The 21875-nt window shown below is 74.6% G+C and carries 20 protein-coding genes; 7 read left to right on the top strand and 13 right to left on the bottom strand.

Features of this window, described 5'->3' with window-relative positions; translation table 11 throughout:
• The first annotated feature begins 22 nt into the window (after positions 1-22).
• A complete protein-coding gene (locus tag ACQPYN_RS14025; protein WP_433037821.1) occupies positions 23-355 on the top strand; it encodes a hypothetical protein in 333 nt (110 codons plus the stop codon).
• 82 nt (positions 356-437) lie between these two features.
• Here ACQPYN_RS14025 and ACQPYN_RS14020 read toward each other — a convergent pair whose 3' ends face one another.
• Positions 438-914 carry a DUF7144 family membrane protein gene (locus ACQPYN_RS14020; protein WP_433037819.1) on the bottom strand — a complete coding sequence of 159 codons (477 nt, stop codon included), beginning with the start codon at positions 912-914 and terminating at the stop codon, positions 438-440.
• Positions 915-1140: 226 nt separating this feature from the next.
• On the opposite strand from ACQPYN_RS14020, the gene ACQPYN_RS14015 reads away from it, so the two are divergent.
• Both ACQPYN_RS14015 and ACQPYN_RS14010 read left to right on the top strand, forming a co-directional pair.
• The gene (locus ACQPYN_RS14015) at positions 1141-3507 is read left to right on the top strand and encodes a sulfatase-like hydrolase/transferase (protein ID WP_433037817.1); all 2367 of its coding nucleotides are present in this window, start codon (positions 1141-1143) and stop codon (positions 3505-3507) included.
• A complete protein-coding gene (locus ACQPYN_RS14010) occupies positions 3504-3785 on the top strand; it encodes a hypothetical protein (RefSeq protein ID WP_433037815.1) in 282 nt (93 codons plus the stop codon). The genes ACQPYN_RS14015 and ACQPYN_RS14010 overlap by 4 nt, the downstream gene beginning before the upstream one ends.
• Positions 3786-3812: 27 nt before the next feature.
• Here the strand turns inward: ACQPYN_RS14010 and ACQPYN_RS14005 are convergent, their stop codons facing one another.
• The 8 genes from ACQPYN_RS14005 to ACQPYN_RS13970 form a co-directional block, all read right to left on the bottom strand.
• Entirely contained in the window at positions 3813-5003 is a 1191-nt protein-coding gene (locus ACQPYN_RS14005; protein WP_433037813.1) for a response regulator transcription factor, read from the bottom strand.
• Positions 5000-6259 (bottom strand): hypothetical protein, encoded by a 1260-nt coding sequence (locus ACQPYN_RS14000; protein ID WP_433037811.1) that lies wholly within the window; start codon positions 6257-6259, stop codon positions 5000-5002. The genes ACQPYN_RS14005 and ACQPYN_RS14000 overlap by 4 nt, the downstream gene beginning before the upstream one ends.
• Before the next feature lie 81 nt (positions 6260-6340).
• Complete coding sequence (locus tag ACQPYN_RS13995) at positions 6341-6682, bottom strand: SHOCT domain-containing protein (protein WP_433037809.1); 342 nt, start codon at positions 6680-6682, stop codon at positions 6341-6343.
• A gap of 34 nt (positions 6683-6716) precedes the next feature.
• Positions 6717-7157 (bottom strand): DUF6325 family protein, encoded by a 441-nt coding sequence (locus ACQPYN_RS13990; RefSeq protein WP_433037807.1) that lies wholly within the window; start codon positions 7155-7157, stop codon positions 6717-6719.
• A gap of 78 nt (positions 7158-7235) precedes the next feature.
• Positions 7236-7775: a response regulator transcription factor gene (locus tag ACQPYN_RS13985; protein ID WP_433037805.1), complete on the bottom strand. Its 540-nt coding sequence runs from the start codon at positions 7773-7775 to the stop codon at positions 7236-7238.
• Entirely contained in the window at positions 7705-9930 is a 2226-nt protein-coding gene (locus ACQPYN_RS13980) for a hypothetical protein (protein WP_433037803.1), read from the bottom strand. The genes ACQPYN_RS13985 and ACQPYN_RS13980 overlap by 71 nt, the downstream gene beginning before the upstream one ends.
• A 130-nt stretch (positions 9931-10060) precedes the next feature.
• Positions 10061-11341, bottom strand: a complete 1281-nt coding sequence (locus ACQPYN_RS13975; RefSeq protein ID WP_433037801.1) for a LuxR C-terminal-related transcriptional regulator — start codon at positions 11339-11341, stop codon at positions 10061-10063.
• On the bottom strand, positions 11329-12705 hold the full coding sequence (locus ACQPYN_RS13970; protein ID WP_433037799.1) for a hypothetical protein: 1377 nt from the start codon (positions 12703-12705) through the stop codon (positions 11329-11331). Before ACQPYN_RS13970 ends, ACQPYN_RS13975 begins: the two co-directional genes overlap by 13 nt.
• A gap of 249 nt (positions 12706-12954) precedes the next feature.
• Between ACQPYN_RS13970 and ACQPYN_RS13965 the strand changes: the two genes are divergently transcribed.
• On the top strand, positions 12955-13641 hold the full coding sequence (locus ACQPYN_RS13965; protein WP_433037797.1) for a GAP family protein: 687 nt from the start codon (positions 12955-12957) through the stop codon (positions 13639-13641).
• Positions 13642-13696: 55 nt separating this feature from the next.
• Positions 13697-14392 (top strand): potassium channel family protein, encoded by a 696-nt coding sequence (locus ACQPYN_RS13960; RefSeq protein ID WP_433037795.1) that lies wholly within the window; start codon positions 13697-13699, stop codon positions 14390-14392.
• Positions 14393-14419: 27 nt separating this feature from the next.
• Here ACQPYN_RS13960 and ACQPYN_RS13955 read toward each other — a convergent pair whose 3' ends face one another.
• The 3 genes from ACQPYN_RS13955 to ACQPYN_RS13945 all read right to left on the bottom strand — a co-directional run bounded on the left by ACQPYN_RS13955 (position 14420) and on the right by ACQPYN_RS13945 (position 15310).
• Positions 14420-14626: a hypothetical protein gene (locus ACQPYN_RS13955; protein WP_433037793.1), complete on the bottom strand. Its 207-nt coding sequence runs from the start codon at positions 14624-14626 to the stop codon at positions 14420-14422.
• Position 14627: 1 nt separating this feature from the next.
• A complete protein-coding gene (locus ACQPYN_RS13950) occupies positions 14628-14906 on the bottom strand; it encodes a lipopolysaccharide assembly protein LapA domain-containing protein (protein ID WP_433037791.1) in 279 nt (92 codons plus the stop codon).
• 128 nt (positions 14907-15034) lie between these two features.
• Complete coding sequence (locus ACQPYN_RS13945) at positions 15035-15310, bottom strand: hypothetical protein (RefSeq protein ID WP_433037789.1); 276 nt, start codon at positions 15308-15310, stop codon at positions 15035-15037.
• Positions 15311-15455: 145 nt separating this feature from the next.
• On the opposite strand from ACQPYN_RS13945, the gene ACQPYN_RS13940 reads away from it, so the two are divergent.
• On the top strand, positions 15456-15695 hold the full coding sequence (locus ACQPYN_RS13940; RefSeq protein WP_433037787.1) for a hypothetical protein: 240 nt from the start codon (positions 15456-15458) through the stop codon (positions 15693-15695).
• A gap of 52 nt (positions 15696-15747) precedes the next feature.
• Positions 15748-21477, top strand: a complete 5730-nt coding sequence (locus ACQPYN_RS13935; RefSeq protein WP_433037785.1) for a carboxyl transferase domain-containing protein — start codon at positions 15748-15750, stop codon at positions 21475-21477.
• Positions 21478-21618: 141 nt separating this feature from the next.
• On the opposite strand, the gene ACQPYN_RS13930 is transcribed toward ACQPYN_RS13935, so the two are convergent.
• Positions 21619-21873, bottom strand: coding sequence for a hypothetical protein (locus ACQPYN_RS13930; protein WP_433037783.1), 255 nt, complete (start codon positions 21871-21873; stop codon positions 21619-21621).
• Between the last annotated feature and the right edge of the window lie 2 nt (positions 21874-21875).

The following is a 21875-nucleotide window of genomic DNA, read 5'->3' as shown; positions in this document are numbered from 1 at the left end:
ATACTCCGGTGACCGTCCCTCGGTGACCGTGACGGGTCGGGTGGACCGCGCGAAGGTCACCGAGGTGTCGGGCATCGTGCGGGGACTGGTCGCCGTGGGCGTCCGGGTCCTGACCGTCGACCTCACCGCCTCGTGGGACGGCGCCGTTCTGCTCCCGGTGCTCGCGCGCGCCCGCGCCGAGCTCGCCCACGACGGCGGTTCCCTGCACGTGGTCGGCGTGGCCCTGCCGGAGTTCCTCGCCGCGCTGTCCGACGCCCCGCTCGACGAGGTCTTCCTGGTCTACGACACGGTCCGCAGCGAGGTCGCCCCCGAGACGCGGCGGACGAGCTCGGTCCGGCGCCGCACGGACTGGTGAGGCCACCGGTCGGCGCGGCGGGACCCGAACGCGCCCACCCCCGGCCGCTGGTGCAGCCGGGGGTGGGTCGAAGTGACCGCGGTCAGGCCTGCTGGCCTCGGCGGTCGGTCGCCAGCGCGTAGATGACGGCGATGTCGACGGCGATGATGATGATCGACCACATCGGGTAGGCGGCGATGAACACGAGGTTGGCGAGCGCGCTCAGGCCCGCCAGCACGATCCCGGTGAACCGTCCCCACGCCTTCCCCGCCAGCACCGCGAACCCGGCGGCCAGGATGAGGATGCCGAGGAGCAGGTGCACCCAGCCCCAGCCGGCGAACGACAGCGAGAGCACCAGGCCCTCTTCGCCCACGAGGAAGTAGGTCGGGCTGAAGAGCGCCACGAGGCCCTCGACGATCTGGAAGGCCCCCAGCAGGATCATCATGATCCCGGCGAACGAAACCCATCCGCTGAAGTCGTTGGTGTCGTGCCCGTAGTGGGCCGGCTCCCTCAGATACGCGGCCTGTGCCCCGAAGGTGGGGGTCCGGTCCTCCTTCTGCACTCCGTCCACGTCGGTCATGTCGTACTCCTCATCGGCTTCGGCCCCGGGGCCGGCTCCGTCGTGCTCCCGTCGGGTGGCGGGGGCGAGGAGGCCACTGTCGTACCGCGGCGACCTGCGCGCGTCACCCACGGAAGATGACTCGGCGCGCGCGGACCGCTCATCCTCAGCGGGGGATGCCCGGCCGCCACCCTCCCGCTGTCCTGGAGGCCGGTCGACACGGCCGACCGAGGCGAGGGAGAGCGACATGGTGGACGAGCGGGGCGCACGTCGCGGGGTTCTGCCGATCCCCGACCGCCCGCACCTCGGGGTCCTCACCTATGACGCGAAGGACCCCGACACCGCGTTCCCGCCCATCCAACCGCTGCTCCCCCCGGCCGGCGCGCCGAACGTCCTGGTCGTCCTGGTCGACGACGTGGGCTTCGGCGCCGGGAGCCCCTTCGGGGGTCCCGTGCGCATGCCGACCGCGGAGCGGCTGCAGCGCGGCGGCCTGACCTACAACCGCTTCCACACCACCGCGCTCTGCGCCCCGACGCGGGCCGCCCTGCTCAGCGGCCGCAACCACCACTCCGTGGGCATGGGGATGATCACCGAGACCGCGACCTCCGCGCCCGGTTCGAGCGGACTGCGCCCGAACACGAAGGCGGCGGTGCCCACGACGCTCAAGCTCAACGGCTACTCGACCGCGCAGTTCGGCAAGTGCCACGAGGTACCGCCCTGGCAGACGTCGCCGATCGGCCCCTTCGACGCCTGGCCCACGGGCGGGGGTGGCTTCGAGTACTTCTACGGCTTCATCGGCGGGGAGAACAACCAGTACTACCCCGCTCTCTACGAGGGCACGACGCCGATCGAGCCGGAGAAGTCCCCGGAGGAGGGCTACCACCTCACGGAGGACCTGGCCGATCGCGCCATCGACTGGGTGCGGGCCCAGAAGGCGCTGGCGCCAGACAAGCCGTTCTTCATGTACTTCGCCCCCGGAGCCACGCACGCGCCCCACCACGTCCCGCCGGAATGGTCGGACCGGTACGCCGGAGAGTTCTCCGACGGCTGGGACGCCCAGCGGGAACGGACCCTCGAGCGGCAGAAGCAGAACGGCGTGGTGCCGGCGGATGCCGACCTGACCCCCCGGCCGGACCAGATTCCGGCGTGGGACGAGATGGACCCCGCGCTCAAGCCGGTGCTCGAGCGCCAGATGGAGGTCTACGCGGGCTTCCTCGAGCACACCGACCACCACGTCGGCCGGCTCGTCGACACGCTCGAGAGCATGGGGGCGCTGGAGAACACGCTCGTCTACTACATCCTGGGCGACAACGGAGCCTCGGCCGAGGGCACCGTCAACGGCGCCTTCAACGAGATGGCGAACTTCAACGGCCTCGCCGCGATCGAGACGCCGGAGTTCATGGCGTCGACGAAGGACAAGCTCGGCACGGAGGACGCCTACAACCACTACGCGGTCGGCTGGGCGTGGGCGATGTGCTCGCCGTACCAGTGGACCAAGCAGGTCGCCTCGCACTGGGGAGGCACGCGCAACGGGACGATCGTGCACTGGCCGGCCGGCATCCGCAGCAAGGGCGGGACGCGCTCGCAGTTCTGCCACGTCATCGACGTCGCCCCCACCGTGCTCGAGGCCGCCGGCATCCCGGAGCCCGACTTCGTCAACGGTGTCCAGCAGGCGCCGATCGAGGGCACGAGCATGGTCTACAGCTTCGACGAGGCCGACGCCGCCGAGCGGCACGACATCCAGTACTTCGAGATGGCCGGGAACAGGGGCCTCTACTACCAGGGCTGGAGCGCGGTCACCCGCCACAGCACCCCCTGGCTGCCCCACGAGGTGCTGCCGCCCCTGGACGACGACGTGTGGGAGCTCTACGACGGCACCACCGACTCGACCCAGGCGCACGACCTCGCCGCCGAGATGCCCGAGAAGCTCGCGGCGCTGCAACGCCTCTGGCTGATCGAGGCGGTGAAGTACAACGTCCTCCCGATCGACGACCGCCGCTTCGAACGCCTCAACCCGACCATCGCGGGACGACCGCAGCTGGTCACGGGCACCACCCAGGTGCTGTTCCCCGGGATGAGGCGCCTGAGCGAGCACAGCGTGCTCGACGTCAAGAACCGGTCGTTCGCCGTGACCGCGGCGATCGAGACGCCGGAGAAGGACGCCACCAGCGGCGTGATCCTGGCCCAGGGCGGCCGGTTCGGCGGCTGGGCGCTCTACGTCGTCGACGGCCGCGCCCGGTTCACCTACAACCTCCTCGGGATGACGGAGTTCGTGACCACGGCGGAGGAGGACCTTCCTTCGGGCCGTCACCAGCTCCGCGTCGAGTTCGCCTACGACGGTGGCGGCCTCGCCAAGGGCGGCGACGTCGCGCTCTACTACGACGGCCGCCGCGTCGGGAGCGGCCGCGTGGACCAGACCCAGCCGATGATCTTCTCCGCGGACGAGACCACCGACATCGGGGACGACTACGGCACCCCGGTCAGTGCCGATTACTCCGGCGCCTCTCGGTTCAACGGGCGCATCGACGTCGTGCAGATCGACCTGGGCGATGACGACCACGCCCACCTCATCGACCCGGCCGAGGTCGCGCGGATCGCGACGTCCCGGCAATGACCGCCCCGCCCACGGGGCCCGGGCCCGCCGCCGCTGACACCACCGCCCCCGGTCCCGCCGCCCCCGAGACCGGCTGGCACGTCGACGTCCCGCTGATCGGCCCGGTCGGGTGGCCCCCGACCGGCAACCTCGCCTTCCTCGCCGCCATCGGCGGCCTGGCCGCGCTCGAGGTCGTGGCCTGGCCGGTGGCGGCCGCCCTGGCGATCGGCCACGTCCTCGCCCAGGCCCACGACCACCCGGCGCTCCGTGGGATCGGCGAGGGGCTGGAGGACGCCTGAGGGGTACCGCACCCGGTCGCAGGGAGGTCAGAGGAGTCCCCGGGCCTGTGCCGTCTGCACCGCCGACCGCCTGCTCTGGACCCCGAGCTTGGTGTAGATCGTCTGGACGTGGGTCTTGACGGTGCTGCGCGACACGCTCAGTGCCGCGGCGATGTCGTCGGACGACATGAGGGACGGCAGCAGCTCGAGCACGGCGAGCTCGCGGTCGGTCAGGCGCGCGTTCGCGGCGGGTTCGCCCGCGGCACGGGTGACGGCGCGGACCCGGGCGGCGAAGGGCTCGTCCCGGTCCTGGTGCTCCGCCAGCAGCTCCCCCACCTCCTCGCCCGCCTGGACGAAGGGCCGGACCAGGTCGAGCGGGCCCGCGAGGGTCAGCGCGGCCCGGAGGCCACGACGGGCGGCGTCGGGCTGCCCCGCCCGGACGTCCGCCGTCGTCTGCACCAGCTGCGCCTCGACGACGACGTGGGGCAGGAGCGGGACGTGGGTGCCCGCCACGATCCCGGACACGCGGGCCGAGGCCGCGGCGGCGCGGTCGCGGTCGAGCTCGGTCCACGCGGCGAGGAGGGCGACCTCGGCCGACGCGTCGTCCCGCGCGGCGAGACCGCTCGCTCCGTTCCGGGCACCCGCCGGGTGCCCGAGCCGCAGGGCCGCCCGGTGCTCGAGGAGCGCGCCGATCGCCTCCAGGCGCGCCGGGAGCGGGTGCGCGCCGAGCTCGGTACGCGCACGCCGGATCTCCGCCAGCCCGTCCGCGGGCTCGCCCGCGTCCGCCCGCGCCGCTCCACCCACCACCCGCAGGGCGTACCGCAGCGTCGGCGGCAGGGTCGCCTCCGGGCGGCCCAGCGCGCCTTCCGTCGAGGACCGGGCGGTCTCCGGGTCGCCCTGCTGGAGCGCGGCGTAGGCGTGCAGGACGTGGGCGAGGGTCACCCACGCCGACGGCTCCCACGGTGACCGGGGAGCCGGCGCGGCGGCGTCCTCGCCCAGCGCCTCGCCGCTGTACGTCCGCGCCGCGACGTGGTCGCCCTGCACCGCGGCGACATACGCGAGCAGCGTCCGGCACTGCACGGCCGCGAAGTCGAAGCCGTGGCGATCGGCGATCGCCAGCGCCTCCTCGAGCCCCTCGCGGGCTCCGTCCAGGTCGGTCGTGGGGAGAGGGGCGAGCCCTCGGCCGAGCGCCTCCAGCACGGCGAGGACCGGGGCGTCGGGCGACCCGGCCGCGATCACGTCGGCGACGGCCGCGCCCAGCGCCCGCAGGTCCTCGGCGTCGAGGACGAGCGTGGCTCCCAGGGCGGTGGCCGCGGTCCTCGGCGCACCCCGGCGGGCCGCCCCCGGCGTCGAGGCCAGGGCCTGCCGCAGCGGGCGTGGTTCCCGGTCAGGGCGAGGCGCAGCGCGAAGCGGTCCAGCAGGTCCGCGAGCAGGGCGGGGTCGTCCCCGCGACCGGCGTGCCCGAGGGCGGCGACGGGAGCCTCCCGGCAGGCCCACCACCGCGCGGCGCGACCGTGCAACTCCGCGGCCAGGACGGGCCGGCGGCGATGGAGCTCGGCGTCCAGGTAGGTCCGGAGCAGCTCCAGGATGCGGTACTCGTGCTGGTCCCCGGCGAGCTCCTCCAGCAGCGACGTCTCGCGCTCGAGGCGCTCGAGGACCTCCACCGCGTCCTCGCGTCCGGTGAGCTCCACGGCCAGCGCCCCGGGGAGCGGGTCGGTGATGCTCGCGACGGTGAGGAACTCGCGGGTGTCGGACGGCAGGGTGTCGAGCACCTCGCCCACGAGGTAGTCGGCGACCGAGCGGTCGTCGCCCGAGAACGCCGCCAGGAAGGCCTCCGGCGACTCCGCGTTCCGCATCGCCTGCACCGCGAGCCGGAGGCCGGCGGCCCACCCGCCCGTCCGGCGCTGCAGCCGCCGGGTCTCGTCGGCGGACAGGGTCAGGCCTGCGCGCTCCGTGAGGACGGCGGTCTCGGCGGGTGAGAAGGCGAGGCGATCCGCCCGCAGCTCCCACAACCGGCCCTCGAGCCGCAGGCGCGGGAGCGACAGCGGGGGGTCGAACCTGCTCGACAAGAGCAGCCGCAGACCCCGGGGCCGGTACAGGACGAGCGACCGGAGCTCGCCCATCGCTGTGGCGTCGACGACCTCGTGGACGTCGTCGAGGACGAGGGTGATCGGCGCATCCGGGACGTCGAGCGCGTCGCAGAACCGGGCGAGGAAGTCGCGGTCATCCGCGCCCCGCGGCGGGGCGAGATCGCGCACCTCGGCGCCGGCCCGCGGATCCCGGGCCAGCGCCGCCAGGATCGCCGCCCAGAGCAGTCGGGCGTCGTCGTGACGGTCCAGCGACACCCAGGCCGTCGGGGCGTGGCCGGCGGCCCGCCCGGCGAGCGCGAGGGTCTTCCCGTACCCGGCGGGCGCGCTCACGAGCCCGATGCCCGGCGCGTCCGGGACGTCGAAGCCCGCGAAGAGCTCCGGGCGGGCCACGACGTCGGGGGGCACGCCCGGCACGGTCGTCTTGCCCCGAGGGATCACGCCGCCCGCTCCCCTCGTCCGCCTGGGACGAGGCTAGAGGCCGGGCGGTCACCCGCCCAGGATGCGGCGCTTCTGCGTCTCGAACTCCGCCTCGCTGAGGACACCCTGGGCCTTGAGGTCGCCGAGGTCCTTGAGCTGCGCCAGCACCTGGTCGTAGCCGCCACCGGCGGCCGCCGGCGAAGCCTGCTGCGGGGGGGCCTGCTGAGGCGGCGCCTGCTGGTACTCCTGCGGGGGGTACTGCTGCTGGTACTCCTGCGGGGGGTACTGCTGCTGCGGGTACTCCTGCGCCGCCCACCGACCCGCCTGGCGTCGGGAGACGCGGTTGGAGACGGCGGTCGCGGTGCCCGCGACCATCGCGGTACGGGCGAGGCCACGGAGAAGACCGGGCATGGTGGAGGTCCTTTCGCTGGTGGGGTGGCGCCGGTCAGGCGACGTACTCGGTCGCGTCCAGGGCGCCGACGAGCGCATCGACCGTGATGCGGCCCCCGGCGACGACCTGGGCCCCGCTGCGACGCAGGGCACCGACCAGCGGTGCGGCCCACGAGTTCTCGTAGACCACGAGGACGGCGACCCGCCCGTCCGCCAGCACCTCGCCCGCCTCGTCGATGTCCTCCCGGTCGACCAGCCCCGACCACGCGCCCTCGAACACCGTGAGGTCGAGGTCCTCGTCCGCGTCGATCTCGGCGATCGTCAGGGTGCTGACGACACCGCCGGTCTTGCGGACGAAGACGAGGTCGAGGATGCGGATGATCCCCCGGTCGACCAGGTCGACGAGCAGCGGCAGGCTCTCGCCGGTCAGCCGGTCCCCGTCGAACTCCATCACCAGGAAGTCGATCGGGCCCATCTCGCTGGCGTCGTCGGTCATCGTGGTCCTCCCGGAGGCTCTGGAGCCTGCTGTGTGCGTGGTACCGGCGACGATCCACGGGATGCCTGCTTCCCAGCATCACCCGGACCGGAGGAGGTCGGGGGTACGGAGGACGTCCGGGATCCGGTCGGGCTCCTCGGCCTCGGCGAGCAGGCCCGCGTCGTAGGCTGCGACGACCGCGGCGCGCCGGTCGTTCACGCCGAGCTTGCTGTAGATCGCCCCGACCTGGGTCTTGATCGTGTTCGGTGAGACGTGCAGGTCCTCGGCGATCTCGGTGGTGGTCGACAACGAGGGCAGCAGCCGCAGGATGGTCGACTCCCGGTCGCTGAGGGCGGACCCGCCGGTCGACCGGCCCCGGACACCCGCGGCCAACGCCCGGCGGGCGAACCCGTCGGCGGCGCCGAAGCTCCCGACCTGGTGCGCGAGGAGCTCCCGCACCGTCCCGCAGGCGTGGGTGAAGGGGCGCACCAGCTCGAGCGGAGCGGCGCGGTCGAGGGCGTCGATGAGGTGCCGACGGGCGCGGGCACGGTCCTGCGCCAGCTCCGCGTCACCCGCGGCGAGGAGCAGCGCCTCGACGGCGGCCTCGGGGAGCAGGGTCGGCGCGGACCCGTCGAGCACCGGCCGGAGCCCGCGCTCCTGAGGCCCCGTCCCGCCCTCCCCGGACCCCGCTCCGCGGCGAGCTCGCGGGCCACCATGAGGGTGACCTCACCGGTCGGGCCGAGGCGCGCGGCGAGCCAGCGCCGGACGGCCCGGGCGTGCGCGGGCCGCTCGAGCACGACCGCGGTCTCGTGCTCGAGGATCGCCGCCATGGCGGCCTGCGGGGCCACCAGCTCCCGGTCGGCGAACGCGGTGCGCGCCGCCTGCATCTCCTCGAGGCCGTGGGCGAACCGGCCCTCGTCCACGTCGGCGGCGCCGTGGACGACGTGCATGAGCAGCGTCTCGGCCGGGTGCAGGCCGTCACCGGCCCGGGCGAGGAGGTCGGCCGCGTGGTGGCGGGCCTCGTCCGGCCGTCCGCGCAGGAGCGACCCGTAGGCCAGCGAGGACCGGCCGGAGACCGACCAGACCGAGCCGTCCCGTCCGCCCGGGTCGCTCGTCGCAACGGCCGCCGTGGCGCCCGTCGCCGCGATCGCCTCCCGGCCGTGCCGGACCATCCCGGAGGCGTCGCCCCCCAGCACGGCCGCCGTGGCGAGCAGCGCAGCGCACTGTTGGGCGAGACGGTGGTGCCCGAGCTCGGCGGCCCGGGCGGACGCCGTCTCCAGCGTGGCGACCGCCCCGCAGCCGTCGCCGAGGACGAAGAGCCGGGTGGCGCCGTCGAGGGCCTCCGCCAGCACGCCCCACGCCGCAGCGCGGGCGCGCCGTGCCCGCTCGTCGCCGGGTGTCCGCGCTGCGGCGGGCTCGGCGGGTTCGAGGGTGGCCGCCGCCAGGTCGCCGAGGGCGCGCAGCGCACGCAGCTCGGCCGCGTCCTCGGTCGGCGAGCCGCGCAGCGCCACCGCGGTCGCCTCCCTCGTGCCGCCGCCCAGGGCCGGCGGCACGAGGCGCAGCCCGGGTCGGCGTCCACGGTGGCCGGGGCGAGCGCCGCCCAGGACCGGCGCAGCGGCTCGCGGTCGCCGGTGAGGAGCAGCGGTACGGCCCAGCCGCGGACCAACCGGGCCAGGAGCGCGTCGTCGCCGGAGGCCCGGGCGTGCTCGAGGGCCTGCGCGGGGAGATCGTTCGCCGCGGACCACTCGGCCGCCCGGACGTGGAGCCGGGCCCGGTGGGCCGGCCGCCGGTCGAGCTCGCCGTGGAACCACGCACGCAGCAGCGCCGGCATCGCGACGTGCCCGTCGGGGTCGACGGCCACCAGCGAGGTCTCGCGCTCGAGCCGCTCGAGGGTCGGGACGGCGTCGTGGCGCCCGGTGAGCTCGACGGCGAGCGACGGCGCGACGGTGGTCGCCACACTGAGGTCCTCGAGCACCGTCCGGTCGCTCTCGGAGAGCCCGCCCAGGACCTCGTCGCGCAGGTAGGCCGCGGTCGCGCGCTCGCCCCGCGGGAACCCGGCGAGGAGGCCGTTGACCTCGACCGATCGTCGGGCGGCGGCCGCGACGAGGCTGATCCCGGCGGCCCATCCGCCGGTCAGGGCGTGCGCCCTCTCCACCTGGCCCGACGACATCCGCGCCCCGCCCCGCGAGAGGAGCGACGTCACCTCGGGGACGGAGAAGCGCAGGCGGTCGCCGGGCAGGTCGACGACGCCACCCTCCAGGCGTAGGCGGGCCAGGGGCACCGGCGGCGGGGTCCGCCCGGACAGGACCAGGCGGAGGCGGGCCGGCCGGTAGCGGATCATCGTCTCGAGCTCGTCGAGCACCGCGGGGTCGGTGAGCTCCTGGACGTCGTCGAGGACGAGCCGGACCTCGACCGGGAGCATGTCGAGCACGGCGAGCACGTGCCCGGTGGTCGGCGGCCGGTCGGGGCCGTCCGACGGAGGACCGACGAGGGCGCCGGCGAGGTCGGGCACGCACGCGGCGACGGCGTGGGCCACCGCGGCGGGGAGGCGTCCGGGCCGGTCGTCGGTCGGGTCGAGGGCCACCCACGCCGTCGCGACGGGCGACGTCCGGGCCCAGTCGGCGAGGAGCAGCGTCTTGCCGGCGCCGGCGTGGGCGCGCAGCGTGGTCACCGGGGCCGTCGCGACCGCCGCCTCCACCAGGGCGCTCAGGTGGTCCCGGGGGACGAAGCCGGTCGGCAGCGCCGGCGCGCCGACCTTCGCCGCAGGGACGCGCCGACCGGCGACGGAGACCATGCCGACCTCCACGCCCGTTTCTCGAGGCCTCCCCCGTGGGTGGAGGAGACTCCTGTGATCGTCCGGAGCGGAGGGTGAGAAGGACTCATTCTCGGAGCATGAAATGAGATCCCGGAATGACCAGGCCGGGTCAGAGGAGCCGGAGCTCCCTCGCGCGGCGCACGGCCTCGCGTCGTCCACCGACGCCGAGCTTTCGGTAGACCGTTTGCTGGTGCGTCTTCACCGTGTTGATGGAGACACTCAATTCCGCGGCGATTTCGGAGTTCCCGAGCGTGCTCGACAGGTAACGCAGGATGACGGTTTCGCGCGGGGTGAGGGGGGCGGGTGTCCGCCGGGACGGATCCGGCGCGGGATCGAGCTGACGGCTGAGGCGGCTCATGAGCTCGACGGCGAAGGCGGCGGCGCCCGTGCCGCGCTCGATCCGCCGGCTCAGCAGCCGGCGCAGACCGTCGGCGCGCACCGTGAACGGCCGGCGCAGGTCGTGCGGGGCCGCGGCGCGCAGGGCGCGGTCGAGCGCGCGCAGGGCCGGCTCGTCGTCGCCCCGGGCCGCGGCCGCGAGGGCCCACAGGAGGTCGGTGGCGACCTGCATCCGCACCGTCGACGGCCCGCCGCCGAGGCCGGCGAGGAGCTGCTCGGCACCGTCGGGATCGCCCTCGAGCAGGTGCATGCCGGCCACGGCGACGACGGCCTCCGTGGTGTCGTGCGAGTGCAGTCCCGCCAGCGCGGACCTCCCCCGGACCGGATCGTGGAGCTGCGTCGCGAGCTCCGCCTGCGCGAGCAGGCTGCGGTCGAGGAGCCTCGCCGGCACGACGGACGGGGCCAGGTCCCGCGTCCTCGTCTGCAGCCCGAGCAGGGCGGCCTCCGGGTCGGTCTCGGCGCGCCGGTGGGCGCGCAGCACGGCCACGGTCAGCTGGACGTGCGGTTCGGGTGCCGCGGCCTCGATCTCCTCGGCCCTCCGCACCCACCCGTCCGCCTCGGAGAGCTCCCCGGCGTCGAGGTGGGCCCAGGCCAGGGCCAGGTACGCCGAGGCCACCTGCACGGTCGGCGCCGAGCCGGTCGTGGTCGCCCGGGTGACGACCTCACGGGCCTCGGTCCGCGCCGCCGTCAGGTGCCCCCGCGCGCACTCCAGCAGGGCCAGCTGCGCCTGGGCGTTCAACCGGGGCAGCACGATCCCGGCCGCGGGCTCCGCCTCCATCGCGGCCCGCAGGTGGACCTCGGCGGCCTCGAGCTCCCCCAGCCACAGCTCCGCGGTGCCCTGGTTGCTGAGGGTGAGGACGCGGACGAGGTCCCAGCCCGCCAGACCGAGCTCCGCGAGCTCGCCCGGATCGAGGGGGATGCGCCGGCACGCCGCCGCGAGCCCGTCCAGGTCGCCGCGCAGCCGGGCGTCGGCGAGGGCGATCAGGTCCAGCACCAGGCGCACCCGGCGCGCGCGGGCGCCGGGAGCGCCTCGAGTCGTGCCTCGGCCGCGCCGATCAGGTCCGCGAGCTCCTCGTCGTGCCCGTACACCATCCGGGCGCCGGCGAGCCCCGCCGCGAGCTCGGGGTGGGCGAGCAACGCGTCGCGGGACACGGCGGCGAGCATCGTGTCGAGCTCCCGGCCCCGGCCCCGCAGCACGAGCCCGACGACGTGGACACCGACGAGCTCGGCGGCCAGCGGGAGCAGGCCGCCGGCGAGCGCGAGCCTGATCGCCGCCTCGGGCAGGGACCGGCGCCGGTACCACTCCGCGGCCCGTCGGTGCAGGTCGCGGCGCGCCCGCGGCTCGACCATCCGGCTGCGCAGGACGTCGGTCACGAACCCCTGCAGGCGGAACCACCGTCCGCCTTCCCCGACGGACTGCACGAACAGGTTCGACGACGCCAGCTCGGCCAGCATCTCGGCCCCGTCGTCCTCGCCGGTCACCGCGTCGGCGAGCTCGGCACAGACCAGGTCGAGGATGCAGATCTTCTCGAGGAACCGCAGCGCGCGCTCCGACTGCGGTGCGAGGACCTCGCTCTGCAGGTAGGCCGTCACCGTGTGGTCGTCACCGGAGAAGGACGCGAGGAAGCGCGCGACGTCCACGCCGGCGGCCCGGAGCGGCAGCGCGGCCAGCCGAAGACCGGCCGCCCAGCCGTCGGTCCGCTGCACGAGGAGGTCGAGCTGGTCGGTGGTGAGCTCGACACCGACGAGGGCGAACAGCTCCCGGGCCTCGGGCGGCACGAACGCCAGGTCGGCGGCGCGCACCTCGGCGACCAGCCCGGCGAGCCGCAGCCGGTGCAGCGGCCACGGCGGGTCGCGGCGGGTGAGCACCACCAGGCGCAGCCCCGCGCGCGGAGCCGTGATCAGTCGTTGCAACCCGGCCCACACCTCGGGGGAGGTGACCCGGTGGACGTCGTCGAGCACGAGGACGGTCGGTCCGACGACGTGACGCACGGCGTCGGCGACGCGGTCGGCCGGGTCCGAGCCGGACCCACGGTCGTCGGCGGCGCGGCGCAGGAGCACGTCCGCCGGCGTGCCGACGACCGCCGCCAGGGCCGTCGCGACGGACCGCCAGAAGGTCTGCGGGGTGTCGTCGCCGGGGCCGACCGTCAGCCAGGCGGGACGCTCCACGGGCCGCGCGGCGAGCCAGGAGCCGACGAGCACCGTCTTGCCCCACCCCGCGGAGGCGGACAGGAGCGTGACGGGCGATTCCGCGCCGAGATCGAGGAGGTCGTACAGGCGAGGGCGGTCGACGATGTGCAGCGCGACGGGAACCGCGTACTTCACGTCGGAGGGCGTGTCGACTTCCTCGGCGGGCATCGTCACCCCCGGCCTCGGAACGCCTCTCATCCTGCGCGTGACGGTATCATTCTCACGGGGTGACTCGGCGAAAAAAGAATGTCGTGCACCATTGAACGAAGTCTTCTCGGACACCACGCGCCGCTGCCCGGCGCAGGAAATGTCCGCGGACACGAGAAATGGTCCCGGACGGTGTCGGGACGGTCTCGGTCCGTGGTCCGTTCCGTGGCGCCCACCCTCCTCCCGGGGTGATGCCGGCGGACGCGGGGGGTGCGAGCGTCGCCCGGTGAGCGCCGACGTCATCGTGCTGGGCCTGGCGAGCGTGGTCCGCCCGACGTCCGTGGCCGCGGTGTACGCGTTCCTCGCGGCCCGGTCCCCCACGCCCCTGCTGCTCGCCTACATCCTCGCGGGCCTCGCGCTCAGCCTGTCCGTCGGCGTCGCCGCGGTGACGATCGTCCACGTCAGCCCGCCGCCCCCCGCGGTGACCAGCACGGGCCGCTCCGTCGCCTACCTCGTGCTCGGCGCGGCCTCGGTGGGGATGGCGCTGTACTACGCGTTCCGGGACCCGCCCGACCGCCCGGCGGTGGAGCGCCCGGCCCGCCCGCCGGGGCGTTGCGGCGGCGCCTCGCCCAGCCGACCGTCCCGAACGCCGCGGTGGCCGGGGTGGCCACCCACCTGCCGGGCGTGTTCTACCTCGGGGCACTCGCCGCGATCGTGGCCGACCGGCCCGGCCTCGTCAGCGGCCTGCTCCAGGTCGGTGTGTACAACCTGCTCTGGTACGCGGTGCCCCTGGCCGCCCTGGCGTCCTGGACGTGGCGCCCGGAGACCACCCGCGACAGCGCGGCGCGCCTGACCGCCTGGGTCCAGGCCCACAAGAAGCACCTGATCGTCACGGTGTTCGTCCTCGTCGGGGTGTACCTCGTGGTCGTCGGCGTCGTCGACCTGGCCTCCGGGTGAGAGGGTGCCCCTCGTGGGTGGGGGTGGGCTTCCGGATGGTCGTCGGCGGGTTCGGGTGACCGGGGACGTCCCGGGGCCCGCCGCGGCCGACGGGGGCCACTACGGGCTCGTCCTCGCGCTGCTCGTGGCCGGGTACCTGGTGGGCGCGCTGGCGACCGACACCTGGGTGAGCCTCCTGACGGTGGTGCTCTACCTCGGCGCCCTGGTCCTGGCCATCCGGTCGTCCCGGCTGGGCCGGCCCGTGGTGTGGGGGCTGCGGATCGGGGCGACGGTGGGCTCGGCGGGGTCGCTGGCCGTGCTGCTCTCGAACCCCGGGGACGGGTTCCGCGGGGCGGCCGCGCTGTGGCTCGCCCTCGTCCTCGGCGCCACCGTCGTGCTCATCGTCCGGCACATCCTGCGGCACCGGGTGGTCACCCTCCAGACGATCGCGGGTGCCCTGAGCGCCTACCTGCTCATCGGCCTGATGTTCGCGGAGATCTACACGGGCATGTCGCGGCTCGGGACGGCGCCGTTCTTCGCGAACGGCCAGGCCCCCGACTCCGCCACGGTGCAGTACTTCAGCTTCACGACCCTGACCACGCTCGGGTACGGCGACTTCACCGCCGCCCGCAACGCCGGACGGGCCGTCGCCGTGCTCGAGGCCCTCCTCGGCCAGGTCTTCCTGGTCACCCTCGTGGCGCGGCTCGTGTCCAACTTCGGCAACGCGACGGCCCGCGCGAGGAGGACGGCCGAGTCGACCGAGGACGACTGAGGACTACTGAGGACGACGGGGGAGGTCCTACGGCACCACGCGGTGGAACGACGTCACCTCGAGCCCGAGGGAGCGGCACAGCGCGAGGAGCCCGTGCAGCGCGGACTCGTCGACCACCTCGGTGGAGATGACGGTCTCGGCGGGGACGACGTCGATGGTCGTGTCGGGGAACGCGTCGCGCGCCCGCTCCGAGAGCCGGCCCGCCACCCTCAGCTCGTACCGGTGCCCGTCCACCTCAGTCCCGCCGATCGGCCCGGCGGTCCGTGCGGCGCCGGTGACGGCGCATCACACCGACCCCGAACCAGATCAGCGCCCCGACGAGCGCCGTCACCACGGTGAAGAGCCACAGCGGCCAGGTGAAGCTCCAGAACAGGAACGTCAGCGTGATGCGGTCGGTGTTCTGGATCATGAAGATGACGAGCAGACCCACCCCGACGAGCGAGGCGATCGCCCCGGCCCCGAGCCGGGCTCCGCCGGAACCCTCCGCGGTGGCTCCGGAACGCTGCTGGACCATGGGATGTCCTCCGGGCGGGCCGTGACGAATCGGGGCCACCGGAGCGTGGCGCGGCGGCCGGGTCCCTGGCATCACCCCGCCGGGATGACGTCGGCACGTTCCCGGCCGCACCCCTCACGCCCCGACCCTCACGCCATGGCCCGGCGGCGCCGGTAGGCGCCGCCGCCCGCGTAGCTCGAGAGGTCGACGACCAGCGCCAGCGCCAGGAACAGGAAGTCGAGGCCGACGACACCTCCGGACGCCACGAGGAAGTAGGTCAGCGTCGTCCAGGGCAGGAAGAGGAAGCCCAGGACCGGGAGCAGGAACGTGCCGAAGACGGCACTCCACTGCAGCGGCGAGACCAATGCCCACACGAGGATGACCGCTCGCGGCCCGATGAGCAGCAGGATGATGAACAGGCACATGGGGTCTTCGTAGACAGTCGCGCCGCATCGGTCCCCACCCCCCGGGGATGAGATGTGCGGGGACGACTCCCCCGGGTGAACGCACCCACCCGATCGTGGGCGAGCCGGGGCCGCCCGACCCGGCGCGCCACTAGCGTCGCCCGCGATGGACACCCCGATCTTCGCCGAGGTCGCCCGCCGCGGGACGGACACCGGGCCGAGTGCCGCGACGGGCGCCGTCACGAGGGCTCAGGGCGCGCACGAGGTGGGCCGTGACGGAGGTACCTCGGTGACCGATCTCCTGCGCCGCCAGGCCGAGAACACCCGGACGGACGCAGGGCGCTCGGCCGCCGCGGTGTACGTCGGCCACGTCCCGGGCCTGATGAGTTTCCGCCTGCCGGCCTAGAGGCCGTCGCGAGGGCCGCACAGCACCCCCCGTCGCGGTTAGGGTCCGGACCGTGAGCGCGCCACCTCGTCCGTTCCAACGCCTCGCGATCGTCAATCGTGGCGAGCCCGCGATGCGATTGATCAACGCGGTCCGGGAGTGGAACGCCGAGCACGACGGCGCGCTGCCCCCGATCCGGACGATCGCCGTCCACACGGCCGTGGACCGCCACGCGATGGCGGTGCGCGAGGCCGACGAGGCCGTCCTCATCGGGCCCGACGACCCCGACGACATGGGGCCGGTGCCCTACCTCGACCTCGCCGAGCTCGAGCGCGTGCTGGTCGCCCGCCGGGCCGACGCCGTCTGGCCCGGCTGGGGCTTCGTCTCCGAGCGCGCCGAGTTCGCCGCCCTCTGCGAGCGCCTCGGGATCACGTTCGTGGGCCCGGGCTCCGAGACCATGCAGCGGCTCGGGGACAAGATCGAGTCGAAGCGCATCGCCGAGAGCGTCGGCGTGCCGATGGCCCCCTGGAGCGGTGGGCCCGTCCCCGACGCCGAGGCCGCGAAGGAGGCCGCCGAGAAGATCGGCTTCCCGCTCATGGTCAAGGCCACCGCCGGCGGCGGGGGCCGGGGCATCCGGTACGTGGCCCGCGCCGAGGACCTCGAGGACTCCTTCGCCCGCGCCTCCGCCGAGGGCGAGCGCACCGCCGGGGACGGCACCGTCTTCCTCGAGGGCGCGGTGAGCGGTGGGCGCCACGTCGAGGTGCAGGTCGTCGCCGACGCGTACGGCGGCGTCGTCACCCTCGGGGTCCGCGACTGCAGCGTGCAGCGGCGCAACCAGAAGGTGCTCGAGGAGTCCTCCTCCACCGCCCTCGACGCCGAGCAGGACCGCCTGCTGCGCCGCAGCGCCGCCGACCTCGCGCGCGCCGCGGGCTATCTCAACGCGGGCACCGTGGAGTTCCTCTACGACCCCGCGCAGGACGTCCTGTCGTTCATGGAGGTCAACACCCGGCTCCAGGTCGAGCACCCCGTCACCGAGGCCGTCACCGGCGTCGACATCGTCAAGCTCCAGCTGCACGTGGCGATGGGCGGCGCCCTGGCCGAGGTGCTGGGCGACGAGGTGATGGCGGATCCGATCCATCCGCCCGCGTCGGGTCACGCCATCGAGGCCCGCCTGACCGCCGAGGACCCCGAGCACGGCTTCGCCCCGGCGCCCGGCGCCATCCAGCACCTCGTGCTGCCGGCCGGGCCCGGCATCCGCGTGGACACGGGCGTGGCCACCGGCGACGTCATCCCGCCGCAGTACGACTCCATGATCGCGAAGGTCATCTCGTGGGGGCGCACCCGCGACGAGGCCCGGGCCCGGCTGGCGCGCGCGATCCGCCAGACCGCCGTGGTCGTCGAGGGCGGCACCACCAACAAGGCGTTCCTGCTCGACCTGCTCTCGCGCCCGGAGGTCACGCAGGGCACCGCGGACACCACGTGGCTCGACAGGATGATGGCCGAGGGCTACACGCCGCCGCGCCGCGTCGACATCGCGCTGCTGGCCGCCGCGGTCGAGGCGCACGGCGCCCACGAGTTCCGCCAGCAGGGCCGGCTCTTCCTCTCCGCCGAGCGCGGGCGGCCCGAGGTCGGCCACGAGGTGTGGCACCAGGTCGACGTGCGGGTCGTCGGCGAGTCCTACCGGCTGCGCGTCGCGCGCACGCGCCCGTCGCACTACCGCGTGGTGCTCGACGGCGACGGCGCCGAGGGCGTCGACGTGGTCGTCGAGCGCTCCGGGCGCTTCGAGCGCCGCCTCACCGTCGGCGGTCAGACCTTCGGCGTCCTCTCGGTCACCCAGGGCTCGGACTACCTCGTCGAGGTCGACGGCGCCGTCCACCGCATCTCCGGCGGCGAGGCCGGGCTCGTGCGCGCGCCCGCCCCCGCCATGGTGGTGTCGATCCCCGTCTCCCCCGGCGACACCGTCGCCGAGGGCGACACCGTCGCCGTCGTCGAGAGCATGAAGCTCGAGACCGCGCTGCGGGCCCCGGTCTCCGGCCGGGTCGCCGAGGTCATCGTCGACGCCAACACCCAGGTCGAGGGCGGCACCCGGCTCGTCCGGCTCGAGCCCGACGCCGACGACACCGGCGGCGGCTCCGGCGCGGACCGCGTGAGCCTCGCCGCGCTCGCCCCGCCGGTCGCCGACGCCGACCGGGCGGACGCGCGGACGCGGGCCCACGACGCGCTGGACGCCCTCCACGCCCTCGTCCTCGGGTACGACGTCGACGAGCGCGAGGCCCGCCCGCTGCTCGCCGCCCTCGACCGCGCCCGCGACGAGCTCCCCGCGGACGACCCGGACGTGCTGCACGACGAGATCGACATCCTGCGCACCGTCGCGGACCTCTCGGCCCTCTCGCGCAACCGCCGCCTCGAGGGCGGGGGCGAGGTCGACGACACCGCCGTCGACGAGGAGTCCACCCGCAACCCGCAGGAGTACCTCTACGCCTACCTGCGCTCCCGCGACCCGGACGCCGAGGTGCTGCCCGAGTCGTTCCGCCTCAAGCTGCGACGCGCGCTGGCCCACTACGGCGTCACCGACCTCGACAGCGCCCCCGAGCTGCTCGGCCCGGCGCTGTACCGCATGTTCCTGGCGCACCGCCGCGCCGGCGCCCTCCAGCCGGTGGTCGCGGCGCTGCTCGGGGCCCGGCTCCGGCACCCGGAGTCCGCGGCCCGCGAGGGCGAGGCCTACCGCACGGTGCTCGACCACCTGGTGGCCGCCACCCAGGTGCGGCACCCGCAGATCGGCGACCTCGCCCGCCAGGTGCGCTTCCGCTGCTTCGACGCGCCGCTGATCGAGTCCGAGCGCGCCCGCGTCCAGGCCCGGGTGCGCAGCGAGCTCGACGCGCTGTCCGACGACCCCGACGAGCGCGCCACCCAGATCGACGACATCGTCGCCTCCGGGGAGCCGATCCTCGGGGTGTTCGCCGAGCGCCACCACGCCGTGATGCTCGAGGTGATGACCCGGCGGTACTACGGGCTGATCCGCGACGTGGGCGACGTCCGCGTCGTCGAGCACGGCGGCCGCCCGGTGCTGACGGCCCGCTACACCCACGACGGGGTCTCCTACGTCGTCGTCGCCACGGTCGCGACGGTCGACGAGCCCGAGGGCGCCACCGCCCCGGAGACCGTGTCCACCGACCTCCACCAGCTCGTCGAGGCCCTGCCGGCCGGCGACCGGGTGCTCATCGACCTCTACGTCGCCTCCCCGCGCGGGCCGGAGGCCAGCGACGGTCCCGACGACCGTGCCGCGCGCATCCAGGACAAGATCGCGTCGATCCCCGCGTCGGTCGCCCGGGTGACCGTCGGGGTCCGGGGCACCGACGGCCAGGGGGACGGCGCGACGAGCTGGTTCACGTTCCGTCCCGACACCGACGACGCGACCTCCGTGGCCGGCCAGCTCACGCCGATCGAGGACCGGACCCTGCGTGGCCTGCACCCCATGGTCGCCGAGCGGCTCGGTCTGTGGCGGCTGCGCGACTTCGAGCTCACGCGTCTGTCGTCGGCCACCGACGTCCACCTGTTCCACGCGCAGGGCCGCAACGTGCCCGAGGACCGGCGGCTGATCGTCACCGGCGACGTCCGCGACCTCACGGTGCTGCGCGACGACGACGGGAACGTGCGGGCGCTGCCGCAGGTGGAGGCCGTGCTCGACGCGGCGCTCGACAGCCTGCGCTCGGTCCGCGCCGCCGACTCCGACCTGGCCGGCCTGCGCTGGAACCGCGTGCTGCTCTACGTGTGGCCCGTCGTCGAGGTCCCCCTCACCGAGCTCGACGGCATCGTCCGCACGCTCGCGCCGCGCACCGACGCCCTCGGCATCGAGCAGGTCATGGTGCGGTTCCGGGCCCGCGACGGCGCCCCGGACGACCCCTCGGCGCCGACGCACGACTACGTGCTGCGGATGACCCGCCCGCCCGGCGCCGGCCTGACGCTGCGGGTGACCGAGCCGCCGTCGCACCCGATGGCCGAGCTCGACGCCTACACGCAGAAGGTGATCAAGGCGGAGCGGCGCGGCGCGCTCTACCCCTACGAGCTCGTCCCGCTGGTCACGCGCAACCCCGACCCCGACGGGCCGGCCGGCACGTTCACCGAGTACGACATCGACCCGGAGACCCTGCGGCCGGTGCCGGTCGATCGCCCCTACGGGGCGAACACCGCCAACATCGTGCTCGGCATGGTCACCACGCCGACCCGGCGCCAGCCCGAGGGCCTGACCCGCGTGCTTCTGCTCGGCGACCCCACGCGCGCGCTCGGGGCCATCGCCGAGCCGGAGTGCCGGCGCGTCCTCGCCGCGATCGACCTCGCCCGTGAGCACGGCGTACCCGTCGAGTGGTACGCCGTCTCGGCCGGCGCCAAGATCGCCATGGACTCCGGCACCGAGAACATGGACTGGATCTCCCGGGTGCTCCGGGCGATCATCACGTTCACCCAGGACGGCGGCGAGATCAACGTCGTCGTCACGGGCATCAACGTGGGCGCCCAGCCGTACTGGAACGCCGAGGCGACGATGCTCATGCACACCCGCGGCATCCTCGTCATGACACCGGACTCCGCCATGGTGCTCACCGGCAAGCAGTCGCTGGACTACTCCGGCGGCGTCTCGGCCGAGGACAACTACGGCATCGGCGGCTACGACCGGATCATGGGGCCGAACGGGCAGGCCCAGTACTGGGCGCCGGATCTCTCCGGCGCGGTGGAGGTGCTGCTGCGCCACTACGCGCACACCTACGTCGTGCCCGGCGAGCGCTTCCCGCGCCCGGCGCCGACCGAGGACCCGGTCGACCGCGACGTCCGGAGCTCGTCCCACCACGGCGACGGGTTCACGACGCTCGGCGAGATCTTCGACCCCGCGAGCAACGCGGAGCGCAAGAAGCCCTTCGACATCCGCTCGCTCATGAAGGGCGTCGCGGACACCGACCACGCCACGCTCGAGCGCTGGGCCGACATGCACGCCGCGGAGTCCGTCGTCGTGCTCGACGCCCACCTCGGCGGGAACCCGGTGGAGCTCATCGGTATCGAGTCCAAGCCGATCCCCCGCCGGGGTCCGCCGCCGGTCGACGGCCCGGGCCAGTGGACGGCGGGCACGCTGTTCCCCCGCTCGTCCAAGAAGACGGCGCGGGCGATCAACGCCGCCAGCGGCAACCGTCCGGTGGTCGTGCTGGCCAACCTCTCGGGCTTCGACGGCTCGCCGGAGTCACTGCGCGGCCTGCAGCTGGAGTACGGCGCGGAGATCGGCCGGGCGGTGGTCAACTTCGACGGACCGATCGTGTTCTGCGTGGTCTCGCGCTACCACGGCGGCGCCTTCGTCGTGTTCTCCGGGACGCTCAACGACCAGATGGAGGTGGCCGCGGTCGAGGGCTCGTACGCCTCGGTGATCGGCGGTGCCCCGGCGGCCGCGGTCGTCTTCGCGGGCGACGTGGCCAAGCGGGTCGCCGCCGACCCGCGCGTCGCCGAGCTCGAGGCCCGGATCAGCGAGCGGCTGGAGCGCGGCGAGGACGTCGCCGAGCTGCGGACGGAGCTGAACGCGATCCGCCCGGTCGTGCGCTCGGAGAAGCTCGGCGAGGTGGCCGACGAGTTCGACACCAAGCACTCGGTGGCCCGCGCCCAGGAGATGGGCTCGGTGCACCGGATCGTCGAGCCCGAGCGCCTGCGGCCCTACCTCGTCGACGCGGTGCGGCGCGGCGTGGCACGCACGCCGGAGTCGGGGTCGGGGTCGGGGTCGGGGTCCTCGACGCCGGGTTCGGCGGACCCGGTGGTGTCACAGACCTGAGCCTCGGCGGGCTCCCGCTGCTCTGGCAGCGGGAGCTGGTCGTCCCCGGCGCGCTGGGGCCGTCGGTAGTGGCTGACCACCCACCCCGACTCCCGCGCGTGACCCCGGACGAACGCCATGCGTCCAGGAAAGCACGGGTGGCTACCGCACGACGAGGACGAGGCCCCTGCTCTCGGCGCTCTCGCGGGCGCAGGTGAGCACGCGGGCGACGTCCGGGTCGGCGGCCCGGTCGCCCGCCTCGACGACGAGGGTCAGCGACGCCCCGGGGCCGGCGCCCGCGATGACGCCGTGGAGACGGCAGCTCAGGACCGCGGCGGCGCGGGGACCGGCGGGCACGGCGATCACGATCTCGCCGGTGTCGTGGTTCGTCGGGCTCTCGGGCATCACGGTCGTCACGG

Source organism: Actinomycetospora sp. CA-053990 (genome assembly GCF_050948445.1).
GTDB lineage: Bacteria > Actinomycetota > Actinomycetes > Mycobacteriales > Pseudonocardiaceae > Actinomycetospora > Actinomycetospora callitridis.
The sequence above is the reverse complement of the archived record's forward strand: the minus strand, read 5'-3'. Positions and strand labels throughout refer to the sequence as shown.

Excerpts from the sequence above, each read along its gene's own strand:
- ACQPYN_RS13945 (WP_433037789.1), bottom strand. The coding sequence starts at position 15,310 with ATGTGCCTGTTCATCATCCTGCTGCTCATCGGGCCGCGAGCGGTCATC.
- ACQPYN_RS14020 (WP_433037819.1), bottom strand. The coding sequence starts at position 914 with ATGACCGACGTGGACGGAGTGCAGAAGGAGGACCGGACCCCCACCTTC.
- ACQPYN_RS13980 (WP_433037803.1), bottom strand. The coding sequence starts at position 9,930 with ATGGTCTCCGTCGCCGGTCGGCGCGTCCCTGCGGCGAAGGTCGGCGCG.
- ACQPYN_RS13940 (WP_433037787.1), top strand. The coding sequence starts at position 15,456 with ATGGACACCCCGATCTTCGCCGAGGTCGCCCGCCGCGGGACGGACACC.
- ACQPYN_RS14010 (WP_433037815.1), top strand. The coding sequence starts at position 3,504 with ATGACCGCCCCGCCCACGGGGCCCGGGCCCGCCGCCGCTGACACCACC.
- ACQPYN_RS14015 (WP_433037817.1), top strand. The coding sequence starts at position 1,141 with ATGGTGGACGAGCGGGGCGCACGTCGCGGGGTTCTGCCGATCCCCGAC.
- ACQPYN_RS13950 (WP_433037791.1), bottom strand. The coding sequence starts at position 14,906 with ATGGTCCAGCAGCGTTCCGGAGCCACCGCGGAGGGTTCCGGCGGAGCC.
- ACQPYN_RS13970 (WP_433037799.1), bottom strand. The coding sequence starts at position 12,705 with ATGCCCGCCGAGGAAGTCGACACGCCCTCCGACGTGAAGTACGCGGTT.
- ACQPYN_RS13990 (WP_433037807.1), bottom strand. The coding sequence starts at position 7,157 with ATGACCGACGACGCCAGCGAGATGGGCCCGATCGACTTCCTGGTGATG.
- ACQPYN_RS13995 (WP_433037809.1), bottom strand. The coding sequence starts at position 6,682 with ATGCCCGGTCTTCTCCGTGGCCTCGCCCGTACCGCGATGGTCGCGGGC.